General features: G+C 69.4%; 16 protein-coding genes. 1 reads left to right on the forward strand and 15 read right to left on the reverse strand.

The window, feature by feature from the left end; all coding sequences use genetic code 11:
- The first annotated feature begins 6 nt into the window (after positions 1 to 6).
- On the forward strand, positions 7 to 969 hold the full coding sequence (locus EFK50_RS20555; RefSeq protein WP_123229449.1) for a GlxA family transcriptional regulator: 963 nt from the start codon (positions 7 to 9) through the stop codon (positions 967 to 969).
- Between the two features lie 84 nt (positions 970 to 1,053).
- Here EFK50_RS20555 and EFK50_RS20560 read toward each other — a convergent pair whose 3' ends face one another.
- The 15 genes from EFK50_RS20560 to dnaB all read right to left on the reverse strand — a co-directional run bounded on the left by EFK50_RS20560 (position 1,054) and on the right by dnaB (position 15,141).
- Positions 1,054 to 1,494 carry a nuclear transport factor 2 family protein gene (locus tag EFK50_RS20560; RefSeq protein ID WP_123229450.1) on the reverse strand — a complete coding sequence of 147 codons (441 nt, stop codon included), beginning with the start codon at positions 1,492 to 1,494 and terminating at the stop codon, positions 1,054 to 1,056.
- A gap of 21 nt (positions 1,495 to 1,515) precedes the next feature.
- Positions 1,516 to 2,172 carry a 4a-hydroxytetrahydrobiopterin dehydratase gene (locus EFK50_RS20565; RefSeq protein ID WP_123229451.1) on the reverse strand — a complete coding sequence of 219 codons (657 nt, stop codon included), beginning with the start codon at positions 2,170 to 2,172 and terminating at the stop codon, positions 1,516 to 1,518.
- A gap of 80 nt (positions 2,173 to 2,252) precedes the next feature.
- Complete coding sequence (locus EFK50_RS20570) at positions 2,253 to 2,624, reverse strand: DUF4267 domain-containing protein (RefSeq protein WP_123229452.1); 372 nt, start codon at positions 2,622 to 2,624, stop codon at positions 2,253 to 2,255.
- A gap of 57 nt (positions 2,625 to 2,681) precedes the next feature.
- Entirely contained in the window at positions 2,682 to 4,124 is a 1,443-nt protein-coding gene (gene pntB, locus EFK50_RS20575) for a Re/Si-specific NAD(P)(+) transhydrogenase subunit beta (protein ID WP_123229453.1), read from the reverse strand.
- Between the two features lie 3 nt (positions 4,125 to 4,127).
- The gene (locus EFK50_RS20580; RefSeq protein ID WP_123229454.1) at positions 4,128 to 5,660 is read right to left on the reverse strand and encodes a Re/Si-specific NAD(P)(+) transhydrogenase subunit alpha; all 1,533 of its coding nucleotides are present in this window, start codon (positions 5,658 to 5,660) and stop codon (positions 4,128 to 4,130) included.
- Positions 5,661 to 5,819: 159 nt separating this feature from the next.
- Positions 5,820 to 7,082 carry an MCE family protein gene (locus tag EFK50_RS20585; RefSeq protein ID WP_123229455.1) on the reverse strand — a complete coding sequence of 421 codons (1,263 nt, stop codon included), beginning with the start codon at positions 7,080 to 7,082 and terminating at the stop codon, positions 5,820 to 5,822.
- A gap of 189 nt (positions 7,083 to 7,271) precedes the next feature.
- Positions 7,272 to 8,459: an ABC transporter permease gene (locus EFK50_RS20590; RefSeq protein ID WP_123229456.1), complete on the reverse strand. Its 1,188-nt coding sequence runs from the start codon at positions 8,457 to 8,459 to the stop codon at positions 7,272 to 7,274.
- The gene (locus EFK50_RS20595) at positions 8,456 to 9,163 is read right to left on the reverse strand and encodes an ABC transporter ATP-binding protein (protein WP_123229457.1); all 708 of its coding nucleotides are present in this window, start codon (positions 9,161 to 9,163) and stop codon (positions 8,456 to 8,458) included. Before EFK50_RS20595 ends, EFK50_RS20590 begins: the two co-directional genes overlap by 4 nt.
- An 8-nt stretch (positions 9,164 to 9,171) precedes the next feature.
- Positions 9,172 to 9,597, reverse strand: a complete 426-nt coding sequence (locus EFK50_RS20600) for a hypothetical protein (protein WP_123229458.1) — start codon at positions 9,595 to 9,597, stop codon at positions 9,172 to 9,174.
- Positions 9,594 to 10,430: a hypothetical protein gene (locus EFK50_RS20605; RefSeq protein WP_123229459.1), complete on the reverse strand. Its 837-nt coding sequence runs from the start codon at positions 10,428 to 10,430 to the stop codon at positions 9,594 to 9,596. The genes EFK50_RS20600 and EFK50_RS20605 overlap by 4 nt, the downstream gene beginning before the upstream one ends.
- Positions 10,431 to 10,466: 36 nt before the next feature.
- Complete coding sequence (locus tag EFK50_RS20610) at positions 10,467 to 10,856, reverse strand: hypothetical protein (RefSeq protein WP_123229460.1); 390 nt, start codon at positions 10,854 to 10,856, stop codon at positions 10,467 to 10,469.
- Between the two features lie 353 nt (positions 10,857 to 11,209).
- Entirely contained in the window at positions 11,210 to 11,998 is a 789-nt protein-coding gene (locus EFK50_RS20615; protein ID WP_123229461.1) for a helix-turn-helix domain-containing protein, read from the reverse strand.
- A 12-nt stretch (positions 11,999 to 12,010) separates the two neighbouring features.
- A complete protein-coding gene (locus tag EFK50_RS20620; protein WP_123229462.1) occupies positions 12,011 to 12,817 on the reverse strand; it encodes an ABC transporter permease in 807 nt (268 codons plus the stop codon).
- Entirely contained in the window at positions 12,814 to 13,779 is a 966-nt protein-coding gene (locus EFK50_RS20625) for an ABC transporter ATP-binding protein (protein ID WP_123229463.1), read from the reverse strand. The genes EFK50_RS20620 and EFK50_RS20625 overlap by 4 nt, the downstream gene beginning before the upstream one ends.
- Before the next feature lie 57 nt (positions 13,780 to 13,836).
- Complete coding sequence (gene dnaB, locus EFK50_RS20630; protein ID WP_246004270.1) at positions 13,837 to 15,141, reverse strand: replicative DNA helicase; 1,305 nt, start codon at positions 15,139 to 15,141, stop codon at positions 13,837 to 13,839.
- Positions 15,142 to 15,459 lie beyond the last annotated feature (318 nt).

Raw genomic sequence — 15,459 nt, forward strand, 5'->3', positions numbered from 1 at the left:
TCCGCCATGACCGACTTCACCGTGCTCGTCCTCGACGGCGCCTTCGCGTCCGGCGTCGCCGCCACCGTCGACTCGCTCCGCTCCGCTGCCGCGCTGGCACCGCGCGCCGGCGCGGGCGCTCCGACCTGGCGGGTGGTCTCGGTGGCTGGCGGCCCGGTGCCACTGACCGGCGGACTCACCGTCGACACCACCCGGATCCCGGCCCGGGCCGAGGCTTCGACCTGGGTGGTCCCCGGGATCGCCACCGACACCGCACCCGCGGTCGTCGAGCGGCTGGGCCGGGACGACGCGATCGCGGCCACCCGCGCCCTCGCCCGACACGCCCGCCAGGGCGGCCGGGTGGCGGCCTCGTGCTCGGCGGTCTTCCTGCTCGCCGAGGCCGGCCTGCTCACCGGTCGCCGCGCGACCACGACCTGGTGGTTGGCGCCGCTGCTCGCGGCCCGGGCCCCGGACTGCACGGTCGACGCGGACCGGATGATCTGCGCCGACGGCCCGGTGGTCACCGCCGGAGCCGCGTTCGCCCAGACCGATCTGATGCTGCACCTGCTCCGCGAGTACGGCGGCGCCACGCTGGCCGACACGGTCGCCCGCACCCTGGTGATCGACGCCCGCCAGGCGCAGTCCGAGTACGTCGTCCCGGAGGTGCTCGCCCGCGGCGACGCCCTGGTGGTCGATCTGGTGGAGAGGATCGAGTCCGCCCTGCCGCACCCCCCGTCGGTCGCCCACCTCGCGAAGGCGCTGACGATCTCTGAGCGGACGCTGGCGCGGCAGGTCCACCGCGCCACCGGCCGGAGCACCTTCGCGCTGATCCAGAGCGTCAAGATCCGCCGGGCGCGGTCGCTCCTCGAGGAGGGCCGGCTCTCGGTCGCGCAGGTCGCGGAGGCCGTCGGCTACCAGGACCCGACCGCCCTGCGCCGCGCGATGCGGAAGGTCTCCGGCGCGACCCCGAGCCGCTACCGCCCCCGCTGAGTAGGCCCTTTCTGTCGGTTGAGTCGGCCCTTGTCGTCGGACGGCGTACGGCGCACCTAGACCCGGTGCGGATCGCGCTCGACCTCAGGGTGCCGTCAGCCGAACCCGCTCCAGCTCCCAGTACGCCCGCATCGAGGTGATCAGCCCGGCGACGTCGACCCGGTAGACCACCATCAGGTCGATCTCGGCTCGGGTGCCGTCGGGGAACGCCGTACGGAACGTCGCCTCCTGCGCGGAGGAGTCTCCGCACGCGTGCGACGTACGGACCTCGACGTCGAAGCGCGCCACCGGGGCGATCGCGACGTCCCAGAAGTGCTCGATGCCGGCGCGCCCGTGATGCCCCTCGCCGCTGGCGTCGAAGATCGACGGGCCGACCGGGTCGTGGATCTCGCAGTCCTCGGCCCAGAGCGCCAACCAACCCTGCTTGTCCCCGGCGATCGCGCACGCCAGCGCCGCCTGCTGCGCCCGTCGGGCCGGGTGCGGATCGTCGGCGGCGAGCCAGCGCACGGTTCCCTGCTCGGTCATGCCCGGGAGCCTAGTGGTCGGTCAGCTCCGTCCCTGCCAGGTACAGAGGCAGACCTTGTTGCCCTCGGCGTCGGCGAGCACCCAGAACCGCGGCGCGCGCTCGTCGCTGACCAGGGTCCCACCGGCGGCGATCGCGGCGTCGATCAGCGGCTGCACCCGGTCCGGGTCGACCCAGAGGTCCGGGTGCCAGCGCTGGCGCGGCTCGTCCGACCCGGACGGCTGGGTCCAGATCAGCGGCAGCACGTCGTACGGGTCGGCGATGTCGTTCCAGTCCTCGCCGCCCTCGTGCTTCATCCCCAGGACGGCGGCCCAGAACGGAGCGATCGCGGCACCGTCCGGGGAGTCCAGGCCGAGCTCCACCCGGGACACCGTCGCGCACTCGACCTCGGCGCCGACCGAGGCGGCGATGGAGCTGATCTCGCGGGCCAGCACCAGGTCGCGCTCGGTGACGCCGCCGACGTCGTGACTGCTCAGCCGGACGTCGACGCGCGGGTAGCGGAGGTCGAGGTCGGGGTGGTGGTTCAGGGCCTCGGCCGCGGCGCCGATCGCGTTGACCACCTGGAGACCGGTCGCGAAGTCCCGGGTGTGGATCCGGGTCTGCAGGCCGCCGAGGAGGTAGGTCCAGCCGGTCAGGCCCGCGTCGGAGATCTGCTGGCCGGTCAGCTTCTCGGTGCTCATGCACCCATGCTTACCCAGTTGCCCGGGGTTCGATACCCCTGGGCGACGCCTAGGAGTCGCGCCGCCACCCCCGGCACCGACTAGCGACGCTTACGTGTCGCGCCCCACACCCCGACGCCGATCCCGACCATCGCGCCGCCCAGTCCGACGAACCGCTGGGACTTGCTCATCTGGTGGTGGGTGCTCCAGCCGCCGAGCAGGTCGGCGGCATCCGCACCGCCAGAGGCGAGGAACCACCCGCGGGTGTCCCGGCCGCGCAGCGCCGCCTGCACCAGCAACCCGCCGATCAGCGCGTCCCGGTAGCCCATCGAGCGCAGCAGCAGCCGCGCCGTCGGGACCGGGGGTTCCTTGTCCCCCCAGAGCCTGTTGGCCTGCTCCGGGGAGATCAGGAAGTGGACGCCGGACGCCATCCTGATGCTGCCGGCCGTCAGCGCCGCCTTGTCGATACCCATGCCGGGGATGCTAGACGGCACCGACGCCGATCGACGCGGGTTTGACCGCGCCGGAGGTCAGGACGGCAGGTTGTGGATGATCTCCTCGACCTTGTCCTTGGCGTCGCCGAACAGCATCTGCGAGTTCTCCTTGAAGAACAGCGGGTTCTGCACGCCGGCGTACCCCGCGGCCATCGAGCGCTTGAAGACGATCACGTCCTTGGCGTTCCAGACCTCGAGCACCGGCATGCCGGCGATCGGGCTGTTCGGCTCGTCGAGCGCGGCCGGGTTGACGGTGTCGTTGGCGCCGATCACCAGCACGACGTCGGTGGCCCCGAAGTCCTCGTTGATCTCGTCCATCTCCAGGACGATGTCGTAGGGCACCTTCGCCTCGGCGAGCAGCACGTTCATGTGGCCGGGCAGACGACCCGCCACCGGGTGGATCCCGAACCGTACGTCGACCCCGCGAGCGCGCAGCTTGGCGGTGAGCTCGGCGACCGGGTACTGCGCCTGGGCGACGGCCATGCCGTACCCGGGGGTGATCACCACGGAGGATGCATTCGCCAGCATGTCGGCGGCCGCCTCGGCCTGGATCTCACGGTGCTCGCCGTAGTCCTTGGCGTCGCCGTCCGGGGGCGCGATGCCGAAGCCGCCCGCGATGACCGAGATGAACGAGCGGTTCATCGCCTTGCACATGATGTACGACAGGTACGCACCGGAGGAACCGACCAGCGCACCGGTGACGATCAGCAGGTCGTTGTTGAGCAGGAACCCGGACGCGGCCGCGGCCCAGCCGGAGTACGAGTTGAGCATCGAGACGACGACCGGCATGTCACCGCCGCCGATCGACGCGACCAGGTGCCAGCCGAGCGCGAGCGCGAGCACCGTCAGCACGACGAGGATGACGTCCTGCCCGGAGCTGCCCTCGTCGAGGCCGACGTAGACCGCGGTGAGCACCGCGAAGACCACCAGCGACCCGACGTTGATCAGGTTCTTGCCCGGCAGCATCAGCGGGTCGGACTTCATCTTCCCGGACAGCTTCAGGTTCGCCACGATCGAGCCGGTGAAGGTCACCGCACCGATGAAGATGCCGATCGCGACCTCGGCCTCGTGGATGTTGAGCAGCGTCGGGATGTCGCTGAGCTTGGTGACGTGGCTGAGGTGGGCGCCGCCGATGTGGCCGTTGACGCCGATGAGCACGGCGGCCAGACCCACGAACGAGTGCAGCGCCGCGATGAGCTCGGGCATGCCGGTCATCTCGACGATCTTCGCCCGCCACAGACCGATCACGGCCCCGATGGCGATCGCGGCGATCATCAGCACGATCGCGATCTCGTTGTCGCGGTCGGTGCTGTCGTCGATCACGAGCACGACGGTCGCGATCAGCGCGACCGCCATCCCGACGATGCCGTAGGTCAGGCCGTTCTTGGCGGACTCGTGCCTCGAGAGTCCGGCGAGCGACAGGATGAAGAGCAGTGACGCGACGACGTACGCCGCAGTGGCGATCGAACTGGTGTCCATGGCTCAGGCCCCCTTGCTGAACATGCCGAGCATGCGACGGGTGACCGCGAAGCCACCGAAGATGTTGATGGACGCGAGCAGGATCGCGATCGTCGACAGCGCCCGGACCGCGGCGTCGTCGCTGGAGATCTGGAGCAGCGCCCCGACCACCACCACGCCGGAGATGGCGTTGGTGACCGACATCAGCGGCGTGTGCAGCGCGTGCGCAACCTTGCCGATGACGTAGTAGCCGATCACGATCGAGAGCATCAGCGTCGTGAAGTGCTTCGGGATCGGGTCCGGCGCGGTCGCGTTGACCAGCCAGAAGGCGGCGATCGCGCCCAGCACCAGGCCGACCTTGGCACCGGCGGAGAGCTGCGCCTTCGGTGCCTCGGGCTCGGCGGCCGCGGCAGCCGGGGCAGCGGGCGCGGCCGAGACCTGGACCGGCGGCGGCGGCCACATCGAGGCGCCCTGGTCGGCGACCGTGATGCCGCGGACGATGACGTCCTCGAGGTCGAGGGTCATCACCCCGTCCTTCTCCGGCGTCATCAGCTTGAGCAGGTTGACGATGTTGGTGCCGTAGAGCTGCGAGGTCTGGGCGGCCAGGCGGCCGGCCAGGTCGGTGTACCCGATGATCGTGACGCCGTTCTCGGTGACGACCACGTCGTCGGTCACGGTCAGCTCGGTGTTGCCGCCGTTGGCCGCGGCCATGTCGACGATCACCGAGCCGGTGCGCATCCCGGCGATCGACTCGGCGGTGATCAGCTTCGGTGCCGGGCGTCCCGGGATCAGCGCGGTGGTGATCACGATGTCGGCGGCCCGCGACTCCTCGTCGTACATCACCGCGGTGGCGGCGACCTGCGCCTCGGTCATCTCCTTGGCGTAGCCGTCGGTCGAGACCTCGGACTCCATGTCGACGGTGACGAACTCGGCGCCCATCGACTCGACCTGTTCGGCCACCTCGGGGCGCACGTCGAAGGAGCGGACGATCGCGCCCATGCTGCCGGCGGCACCCACCGCGGCGAGGCCAGCGACACCGGCTCCGACCACGAAGACCCGGGCCGGCGGGACCTTGCCGGCGGCGGTGACCTGGCCGGTGAACTGGCGGCCGAAGGCGTGCGCGCCCTCGATCACGGCGCGGTAGCCGGCGACGTTGGCCATCGAGGAGAGCACGTCCATCGACTGCGCACGGCTGATCCGCGGGACGGCGTCCATCGCGAGGGCGGTGACGCCCTGGGCGGCGAGCGCGTCGACGAGCTCGGGGCTGCGGCCGGGGGCCATGATCGAGACGATCACGGCGCCGCTGCGGAGCCGGGAGATCTCCTCGGTCGTCGGCGCGTTGACCTTGATCACGATGTCGGAGGACCAGACGTCCTCGGCGGTGCCGACGGTGACCTCGGCGTCGGTGAAGGCGCTGTCGGGCTGGCTGGAGTGCACGCCGGCGCCGGCCTCCACGACCACGTCGTAGCCGAGCTTCTGCAACTGTCCGGCCGTCGTGCTGGTGGCGGCGACAAGCGTCTCGCCGGCCTTCGACTCGCGGGGAATACCGATACGCACGATGACTCCTTCCTGGTACGGGCTGCCCGGCAGCCTGTCAGACGTGTCCTACATGCGAGACGGGTGCCCGAGGGGTGGAACGTCCGCGTTCGGAGGGTAGCCCAGGGCCCGGGGCGTACTGCGCAAATGTGACGACCGCGACTCGGCCTGACCCGTCGGTCAGCTGGCCGAGCGGAACAGCAGGTACTGCAGCGCGTCCTCGCGGGACAACGGGACGGTCGCTCCCGCGCTCCGCTGGGCGGGAGCCTGGTCCGACCAGGTCGTCGTCCGGGTGTCCAGGTCGTAGGTCGCCATCGGGGTCCCGTACGACGTCCCCGTGCGCGGCGCGTTCTGGGCACCGCGGGCGTTGGTCTTCCTGGCCGGCTCGGTGCACCCGGCGTCCTCGTCCATCGGCTTGTTGGAGCCGTCGGTCGGCGAGCGTCGTTCCTTCGGGTCGTAGCCCTGGTGGCAGACGGCCGGGAACTGGTTGAGGATGAAGCCGAAGCGGGCGTTGTACCCCTCGGCGTTCTTCGCGACGACGGTGAAGCCGCCGGCCACGATGTAGGGGTAGAGCACCAGCACCTGACGGATGCCCGGCAGGTGCTTGACGATGATGTCGCCGGTGGTGACCAGGTTGTTGATCAGGCTGCCGAGATCGACCTGGTTCTGCTCCAGGAAGGTGCGCAGCTCGATGGCGGTCGCGGACCCGTTGTCGATCAGCCGACGCAACGACTCGTCGTTGTCGGCCAGGACGGTGCTGAACAGCGACAGGTCGCGCGCGAAGCTGCGGATCGCCGAGCCCTTGTCCACCTGCGTCTTCAGCACCTTGCTGCCGTCGCGGATCAGGGCCGAGGTGACGTCGAAGTTGTCGTTGGCGGTTTGGATGAACGAGTTCGAGGTGTCGATGATCCGGGCCAGGTCGGCACCGGTCCCCTGGAAGGCGTCGCCGAGCTCGGAGACGACGGTGCGGAGCTGGTCCTGCGGCACCGAGGTGATCAGCCGGTCCAGGTTGGTCAGGATCTCGGTCGTCGAGACCGGCACCTCGGTATCGGCGGGCTCGATCACCGAGCCGTCCTTGAGGTACGGGCCGTTGTCGACCTGCGGCTGGAGCTCGACGTACTGCTCGCCGACCGCGGACTTGTTCCCGACCAGTGCCAAGGTGTCTGCGGGGATCTTGCTGGTGCCCTTCTCGATCGAGAGCACCACGTTGACGCCGTTCTCGATCAGCTGCATGTCGGTGACCCGGCCGACACCGACCCCGCGGTAGGTGACCTCGGCTCCGGTGAAGATCCCGCCGGACTGCTCGAAGTGGGCGTTCACCTGGTACGACGTGTCGTAGACCAGCCGGTCCAGCTTGGCGTAGCGGGCGCCGACGTACGAGACGCCGATCAACGTGATGAACACGAACACCAGCAGCTGCCGCTTGGTCCGTTGCGTCAGCACGGCCCCACGCCCTCTCGTCCCGCCGACCAGACGGCCGGTCTCCCCGGGTCAGGATGGCACAACCAAACAGGGCGAATGCCCGCGATCCCCGCAATGCGGGACGGATCACACGATCCGTTGCGCCTCCTCGACGGAATCCTGCCGGTGCACGGATTCGAGGGACGGGCTGTCCTCGCAGCCATGGACGTTCTAAGAACGCATGGCTGTCATGGGCGGCGTCGAGGCGGCGAGATAGGCGGGGATGATGCCGCCGACCAGGCTGGCTGTGAGGCCTGAGCCGATGGCGGCGAAGGGGAGCCACGGCGCGAGGATCAGCTCCCAGTGCTGGACGTGGCTCCAGATCACGGCGACACCGAGGCCGAGACCTACGCCGAGGGTGCTGGCGACGATCCCGGCGGTCGCGGATTCGGTGAGGACGAGGACTCCGATCCTGCGGCGTTTCCAACCCATCGCGGAGCGAAGTCCAAGCTCGCGGCGCCGCTGGTAGACGGCCATCATGAGGGTGTTGGCGACGGTGATCATCCCGATCAAGCCCATGAAGCCACCGAGTGCCGCCCCGATGCGGCGCAGGTCGGATCCGACATTGCTGAGCAGGACCTTTCCGTCGGGAGGAGTCACGTCCTCCAGCATCAGCTCGCGATAGGGATCGAGTCCGGCGACCATGTTGTCGCCGACGGCGCTGGCGGATCCTGGACGCACGTGGGCGATGACTCGAACGTTCTCTCCGACGCCGCCCAGGGTGGCCACAGCAGTCTTGCGCGAGATCAGGACGCCGGAGGACGCGTAGCCGAACCCTTCGTCGTTGGCGATGATGCCCACGACCTCGAACGGAAGGTCGCCGACCAGCACCTGGGCGTTGTCGAGGTCGTCACCCGGCGCAAGTCCGAGATCTCTCGCGAGTCTCTCGCCGATCCACGCGACCGGCCCCCGCGCCGTCGAAAGACTGTCGCCTGATCTGCCCCTGACGACCCGGGTATCGGTGGCCAGCAGTCCGGAGCCATCGGCGACCAGCACCGGGCGACTGCTTCGCGCCGTGCCGTCGGTCCGGGAGACGGTCCGTGCGCGGGACCAGACGGAGAACTCGCCCACGTCGAGGACAGGCTCCAGCTGCTCAGCGGCGGCCACCCGGGTGGCATCGAACCCGGCCTTGGTCGGCGTCCAGGCTCGCACCACGACCCGGTCGGAGCGCTGGAGATCGAACTGCCGATCGACCTGGATCTGCTGCGTGTCGGCGATCACGACGATGCCCACGACGCCCGCGACGCCCAGTGCGATCCCCGCGACCATCCCGATCGTGTGCCCGGGGCGCAGGAGCAGCGACGCTGCAGCATCCGCAGCCAACCGACGCACCGACTCGACCCTGAGCCGCCAGGTCATGAGTGCCCACCGCCGGTGAGGCGCCCGTCAACAATCCGGTGCACCGCATCGACGTACTCGACGGCACGAGGATCGTGCGTCACCAGGATGACCGTGGCGCCCCGCGCGGTCGCGTTCGCCAGCAACTCGAGGATCTCCCGACCGGTCTCCTGGTCCAGCGCAGCCGTCGGCTCGTCCGCGAGGATCAAGCGCGGCGACTTGACCAGAGCCCGTGCGATCGCCACCCGGTGACGCTCCCCTCCTGAGAGGAACGCGCTACGTCGCGCGCCAAGGGTGGCCAGCCCCACCCACTCCAGGGCCGCTGCGCACAGCTCGGCGCGTTCGACGCGGTGCAGCTCCGAGCCGACCAGTCCGAGGTCCACGTTGGCGACGACGCTGCGTTCGTCGATCAGGTGAGAGTGCTGGAAGACGAATCCCACATCCCGAGCACGGAACTCGGCGAGGCGCGCTCCGGACATGCCGGCGACTTCCTGGCCATCGAACCGATAGCTTCCCTCCGTCGGCTGTTGCAGGGCACCGATCAGTGAGGCCAAGGTCGTCTTCCCCGCCCCCGAGGGTCCGACGACCGCCACAGCCGTCGCCGACTCGATGTCGAGGTCCACGGGGTGCAGGATCCTGGTCGGGACGGGTTCGGCGACCTCCAGTCCCACGCCTCGCAGCATCACCAACGGCCTGCTCACCGCGTCTGTCATCTCGGTCGTCACCGGTCGATTCACCGGCCACCGGGTCGTGCGCCTGCGCGTGGACGAGCCTCAGCGTCATTCGGAGCAACCAGCTCGACGACGTCACCTGCCTGCAAGCCGGCGCTCGTCACTTCGATCAACTTCGACAGGCTCGAGGGCAGCTGGTGCACCTCCGCTCTGCGTGAGCCCCGAGCGGTCCACACACGCACCCAGGTGCGACCCTCCTCGTCGGTCACGATGGCGCCTTCCGGAACCGCCAGCACACCCTGGCGTGAGCCTTCCGCGACCGCCGTCGTCGGCGGCGGCAGAACCGGAACCGCGCGCTGAGCCCGCGCCTGCCCCGGCGTCGTGGTCGTCGCCAGCAACGCTGCCACCAGTATCGACGACACCACGACCCCACCGAGCACCACCGCCGCGAACCGGCGCCCCTCCCACGCGCCCTCCCGGCTGGTCACGGCACGTACCCCATCGCCACCAGCTCGCGGGCGGCCTGCTCCAGCAACTCGCGGTGTCGCTCGATCATCGCCGGCCTCTTGGCTTCCAAGAGCTCCTGGGTACGCCCGAAGTAGGCCGACCCGCACCGCGCGTAGAGCTTCGGGATCCGATGCTCCCGTTCACGAGCAGTGATCGTGCCCACGACGTAGGCCTTGTCCGTCTGCGTGACGAAGGTTCGAGCTGGGTCGTCACTCGAAATGACGACCCCGGTACCTTTCGTGCCGTCGCGCAGGCACTGCGCGAAGGGCTCCTTCAGCGCGACGACGCTCGGCTCCTGCTCCACCGTGGCGAGCACGTCCTCCCAGGGCTCGACGAGGCCGAGCCAAGCACGGTGGGAGGGCATCGTCTCGAACAGGTTGCCCTTGGACCTCGCATCACAGCCCCGTCTGAAGCCCGGCGGAGGCCCTTCTCGATCCGCAGCAGGATCCTTCTCGACGAATCCCTTGGTGCGGATCAGATCCAGATCAGGGAACTCGTCTTGCGAATAGCGTTCCATAGTCCGATCAATGGACCGATGCTCCGTCGAACCGCACGCGACAGAGACGAAGTCCACCGTGAAGTTGTTGACCCTCATCATCCGTCGCATGCTCGGGCCCGGAACGGGGAAGGCGGCCGCCACCGCATCGGCCAACACCTGCGGGTCGACCGCGCCACCACGATTAGTGGTGGGGCCGGCCTGAGGCGACTCGTCGCGGTCGCCGCTGGCGCTGCATCCCGACAAGATCAGCAACCCGGCCAGCAAACCCGACAGGAACAGCGTCGACACCTTGTTCGCCCGCGTGAAAACCACCATGACTAACGTCCTCTTGCCCCGCCTCCTGTCGCCGGCCTAGTACCAGAGGAACACGCTCTGGCGCGGTCCATATTGGACCCAGGCGCGGAGCGGCTCCCCATCGACGAGGTCGAGGACGATCTTCTGCTCGTTGGCGGTCGGAGTGGTCCACTTCCACCCGGCCTGGCTGTTCGTCCAGACGCCGTTCTTCTTGAACTGCCCCCTGACGTAGTCGTCGTACGCCGCTGTCTTCACTGTCCACATGTTCGCGCAGGTGTTGGTCGCCGCGACCTGCGTCGTGGAGGTGTGCTGCCACCAACCGACACTGACCCAGTTGTGGGTACACACCGCCGCGTCGGCGGTCATCAGGCCGGTCGCCGCCGGCACCACGACCGCCGATGCTGCCAGAGCGACAGCACACCCGATCTTCGCCATCAACTTCTTCATTGCACACGCTCCTCGCCTCGAGATCGTCAGCCGCCCGATCGGGCTGACACCCCTACTGATCACCTGGCGAACGGAATCTGACGCGGCGCAGTGAGAATTCTTGGTCCTCGGACCTGAGGCTTCTCGTCTGCTGCGTCAGTGGGTGATGTCCACGAACCGCGAGTAGTGGCCCTGGAAGAGGCAGACGACGTCGCGGATCGTGCTTGCCGACGATGATGTCGGCCTCGCCGGCCCGGGCCGACTCCTTCTCGTACATGTCCTGGGATCCGGGCCTCGGCGGAGAGCAGCCGCATGGTGATCGATGGCACAACCAATCAGGGCGAATGCCCGCGATCCCCGCAATGCGCGACGGATCACACCGGCGGGCGCGTCCGATCACGCGAATCCATCCGCTCGAACTTCGTCCAGCCCCGCCACCCGCGCTCCTCGAGCAGCTCCAGCAGCCGCGCCGCGATCGGCACCATCTCCAGGAAGACCGCGTCGAGGAGTGCGGCGAGCTCGTCGGTCACCCCGCCGTCCTGCATCTCCACGTTCGCGTCGTAGTCGGCCTCGAGAAGCGTCACGAGCCGGTCGCTCAGGGCGATCAGCCGCGGGTCGTCCGCCTCCCAGGTGACCATCTCGACCAGGTCGCGGTAGAAGGCGACGGTCGCCGGGTCGTCGAGCTGCTGCTGCTTGATCTCCATGTAGAGCGGCATCTGCTCGGGGAGCTGGGCGGCGACCAGGATCCAGGAGTCCCGCTCGCCGCCGATCAGCTGCTCGGGCAGCCCGAGCTCGCGCAGCCGGTCGAGGTAGGCGACCGCTTCCGGAGGCAGCGCCAGGCTGTCTCCGGCCACCAGCTGGGCGATCCGCTCGCGGTGCCGCTGGAGCTCCTTGATCTCGACCCGCAACCGCCGGTCGATGTCGCGAACCGCCTCCGCGAACTCGGCCTCGTCCGCGGCGAGCAGATCACGCACCCGGGCCAACGGCACCCCGGCATCGGCGAGCGTGCGGATCTTGATGAGCTCGACGACGGCGTGCGCGTCGTAGCGCCGGTAGCCGGAGTGGTCGCGCTCCGGCTCCGGCAGCAGACCCTTCGCGTGGTAGTGCCGGACCGCCCGCACGGTGGCTCCGGCGTACGACGCCAGCTGGCTGATCGTGAGCATCGGGCCAGTCTCCTACTTCGCGGGCACCCGGAGGAACAGCCTCCGCGACCAGAGGTACCCGAGCACGGAGATGAGCACGCACCAGCCGATCGCCAGCCACAGGTCCGAGTCCGTCGGAGCGCCGGTGACGAGGTCGCGCAGGGTGTTGATCATCGGCGTGAACGGCTGGTGCTCCGCGAACTGGCGCAGCCCCGCCGGCATCGCGTCGGTCGGCACGAAACCGCTGCTGATGAACGGCAGCAGCACCAGGAACATCGGGGTGTTGCTGGCGGTCTCGACGCTGTCCGCGGCCAGGCCCATCCCGACGGTCAGCCAGGTGAGCGCGAACGCGATCAGGACCAGCAGGCCGATCGCGCCCAGCCACTCCAGCGGACCGGCGTCGGAGCGGAAGCCGAGCAGGAACGAGAACGCGGTCACGATCACCACCGCGAACCCGGTCTTGATGACGGCACCCAGGACGTGCCCGGTGAGCACCGAGACCCGGGCGATGTCCATCGTCCGGAACCGGGCGATGATCCCGGTGGTCATGTCGGTGGCGGTGGCGATCGCGGTGCCGAGTGCGACGCTGGCGACCGTCATGATCAGGATGCCGGGCACGATGAAGACCAGGTAGTCGCCGCGGTCCCCGATGGTCTCCTGACCGGGCAGCCCGGCGCCCATGGTGCCGCCGAAGACGTAGACGAAGAGCAGCAGGAACAGGATCGGCTGGGCGACCAGCATGATCGAGAGCGACGGGTAGCGGCGGATGTGCAGCAGGTTGCGCCGCAGCATCGTGGCCGAGTCGCGGATCGCGTAGCCGGTGGACTGGGTGGTGCTCATGCCGGAACCTCCAGGTCGGTACGGGCGGACTGCTCCGCGGCCGGGTGGCCGGTGAGCGCGAGGAACACGTCGTCGAGGTCGGCGGTCTCGACGGTCAGGCCGTCGACCCGGTCGTCGTCGAGACCGTCGAGCACCCGGCGCAGGTCGGCGACGCTGCCGTCGCTGGGCAGCTGCAGGGTCAGGGCGTCGAGGTCGGCGCTCGCGTCCGGGTGCGCAGCCGCTGCCGCCGCCAGCCCGTCGGCGTCGGTGAACTGCACCGAGACGTGCCCGCCGGGAACTCGCCGCTTCAGCTCGGCGGCCGTGCCCTCGGCGACCAGGCGGCCGCCGTCGAGGACGCCGATCCGGTCGGCGAGGTGGTCGGCCTCGTCGAGGTACTGGGTGGTCAGCAGCACGGTCACCCCGTCGGCGACCTGTTCGCGCACGATCGCCCAGAGCTCCCGGCGGCTGCGCGGGTCGAGGCCGGTGGTCGGCTCGTCCAGGAAGATCAGCCGCGGCCGGGTGATCAGCGTCATCGCCAGGTCGAGGCGGCGCTTCATGCCGCCCGAGTAGGTCTGCGCCCCCCGGTCGGCGGCGTCGGCGAGGTCGAACCGCTCGAGCATCCCGGTGACCGCGGCGGTGGCCGTCGCCCGGTCCAGGTGCGCCAGGTCGGCCATCAGCCGGAGGTTCTCCCGGCCGGTGAGCAGCTCGTCGATCGCCGAGAACTGCCCGGTCACGCCGATCGCGGCGCGCACCCCGCCGGGCTCCCGCCGTACGTCGAACCCGGCGACGCGGAGCTCGCCCTCGTCCGCGGTCAGCAGGGTGGAGAGGATGTTGACGATGGTGGTCTTCCCGGCGCCGTTGGGGCCGAGCAAGGCGTAGACGGTGCCCTCCGGCACGGTCAGGTCGACGCCGTCCAGCACGGAGTGGTCGCCGTAGGACTTGGTCAGTCCGACGACCTCGATCGCAGCGTTGTCATGAGTCATGCGGACATCGTCGAACCCTGACGCAGGGTCAAGGTCAAGCCGCTTTGCGGGACCCGCTCAGTGGGTGATGTCCACGAACCGCGAGTAGTGGCCCTGGAAGAGGCAGACGACGTCGCGGATCGGGCCGTTACGGTGCTTGCCGACGATGATGTCGGCCTCGCCGGCCCGGGCCGACTCCTTCTCGTACATGTCCTCGCGGTGCACCAGCATGACGATGTCGGCGTCCTGCTCCAGCGAGCCAGACTCACGGAGGTCGGAGACCATCGGCTTCTTGTCGGCGCGCTGCTCGGAACCACGGTTGAGCTGGGCGAGGGCCACGATCGGGACCTCGAGCTCCTTGGCGAGCAGCTTGATCTGCCGGGAGAACTCGGAGACCTCGACCTGCCGGGACTCGACCTTCTTGCCGGAGGTCATCAGCTGGATGTAGTCGATCACGATCAGCTTGAGGTCGTGGCGCTGCTTGAGCCGCCGCGCCTTGGCCCGGATCTCCATCATCGTCATGTTCGGGCTGTCGTCGATGAACATCGGCGCACTGGAGACGTCGCCCATCTTGCGGGCGAGCTTGGCCCAGTCCTCGTCGTTCATGCCGCCGTTGCGGATGTGACCCAGCGGGATCCGGGCCTCGGCGGAGAGCAGCCGCATGGTGATTTCGGCCTTGCCCATCTCCAGGCTGAAGATCACGCTGGTGAGCCCGTTGTGGATCGAGGCGGCGCGGCAGAAGTCCAGACCGAGGGTCGACTTCCCGCTACCGGGTCGGCCGGCGACGATGATCATCTGGCCGGGCTGGAGGCCGTTGGTGAGCTCGTCGAGGTCGGCGAGCCCGGTCGGTACGCCGCGCAGCGAGCCGTCGTGGTTGGAGATCGCCTCGATCTCGTCGAGGGTCGCCTCCATGATCGCGTTCAGCGGGAGGTAGTCCTCGGAGGCCCGGTTCTCGGTGATCGCGTAGATCTCCGCCTGGGCGCGGTCCACGGTGTCGTCGACCTGGCCCTCGCCGGCGTACCCCAGCTGGGCGATCTTGGTGCCTGCGTCGACGAGCCGGCGCAGGATCGCCTTCTCCCGGACGATCTCGGCGTAGTAGCCGGCGTTGGCGGCGATCGGCACGCTCGCCGAGAGCGTGTGCAGGTACGGCGCGCCGCCGATCTTGACCAGCTCGCCGCGGCGGTTCAGCTCGGCCGAGACGGTCACCGGGTCGGCGGGCTCGCCGCGGGCGTAGAGGTCGGTGATCGCGTCGAAGATGGTCTCGTGGGCAGGACGGTAGAAGTCGTGCGCCTTGGCGACCTCGAGGACGTCGGCGATCACGTCCTTCGAGATCAGCATCGAGCCGAGCACGCTCTGCTCGGCGTCGACGTCCTGCGGGGGCATCCGGCCGGCCCAGTGCTCTTGGTTGCCGGACGACTCGCCGAAGCCGCTGAAGACCTGAGTCGGGCCGGAGGCGTCGTCGGGGTAGCCCGCGCTGAAACCCTGCTCGCCCACGCCCGGGGATTCCGTCATGCTCACCGCGCCACCACCCCTCTCCGCACTTCTCCGCCGATGCTGCGCCGGACCCCCGACAGATGCCGGCGGGCGGTCCAGAAGCGCGACCCTAGGTCTCCCGAGCCCGTCAGTTCCACCTTGGTTCTCCACAGGGCGTCGCGGCGACTGTGGATAACCCGCGCCCGGTGTGGAGTACTCCATTCCAAA

The organism is Nocardioides marmoriginsengisoli (assembly GCF_003725695.1).
In the GTDB taxonomy this organism is placed as follows: domain Bacteria; phylum Actinomycetota; class Actinomycetes; order Propionibacteriales; family Nocardioidaceae; genus Marmoricola; species Marmoricola marmoriginsengisoli.

Excerpts from the sequence above, each read along its gene's own strand:
- EFK50_RS20605 (WP_123229459.1), bottom strand. The coding sequence starts at position 10,430 with ATGGTGGTTTTCACGCGGGCGAACAAGGTGTCGACGCTGTTCCTGTCG.
- EFK50_RS20565 (WP_123229451.1), bottom strand. The coding sequence starts at position 2,172 with ATGAGCACCGAGAAGCTGACCGGCCAGCAGATCTCCGACGCGGGCCTG.
- EFK50_RS20560 (WP_123229450.1), bottom strand. The coding sequence starts at position 1,494 with ATGACCGAGCAGGGAACCGTGCGCTGGCTCGCCGCCGACGATCCGCAC.
- EFK50_RS20555 (WP_123229449.1), top strand. The coding sequence starts at position 7 with ATGACCGACTTCACCGTGCTCGTCCTCGACGGCGCCTTCGCGTCCGGC.
- dnaB (WP_246004270.1), bottom strand. The coding sequence starts at position 15,141 with ATGCCCCCGCAGGACGTCGACGCCGAGCAGAGCGTGCTCGGCTCGATG.
- EFK50_RS20610 (WP_123229460.1), bottom strand. The coding sequence starts at position 10,856 with ATGAAGAAGTTGATGGCGAAGATCGGGTGTGCTGTCGCTCTGGCAGCA.
- EFK50_RS20570 (WP_123229452.1), bottom strand. The coding sequence starts at position 2,624 with ATGGGTATCGACAAGGCGGCGCTGACGGCCGGCAGCATCAGGATGGCG.
- EFK50_RS20620 (WP_123229462.1), bottom strand. The coding sequence starts at position 12,817 with ATGAGCACCACCCAGTCCACCGGCTACGCGATCCGCGACTCGGCCACG.
- pntB (WP_123229453.1), bottom strand. The coding sequence starts at position 4,124 with ATGGACACCAGTTCGATCGCCACTGCGGCGTACGTCGTCGCGTCACTG.
- EFK50_RS20615 (WP_123229461.1), bottom strand. The coding sequence starts at position 11,998 with ATGCTCACGATCAGCCAGCTGGCGTCGTACGCCGGAGCCACCGTGCGG.
- EFK50_RS20625 (WP_123229463.1), bottom strand. The coding sequence starts at position 13,779 with ATGACTCATGACAACGCTGCGATCGAGGTCGTCGGACTGACCAAGTCC.
- EFK50_RS20590 (WP_123229456.1), bottom strand. The coding sequence starts at position 8,459 with ATGACCTGGCGGCTCAGGGTCGAGTCGGTGCGTCGGTTGGCTGCGGAT.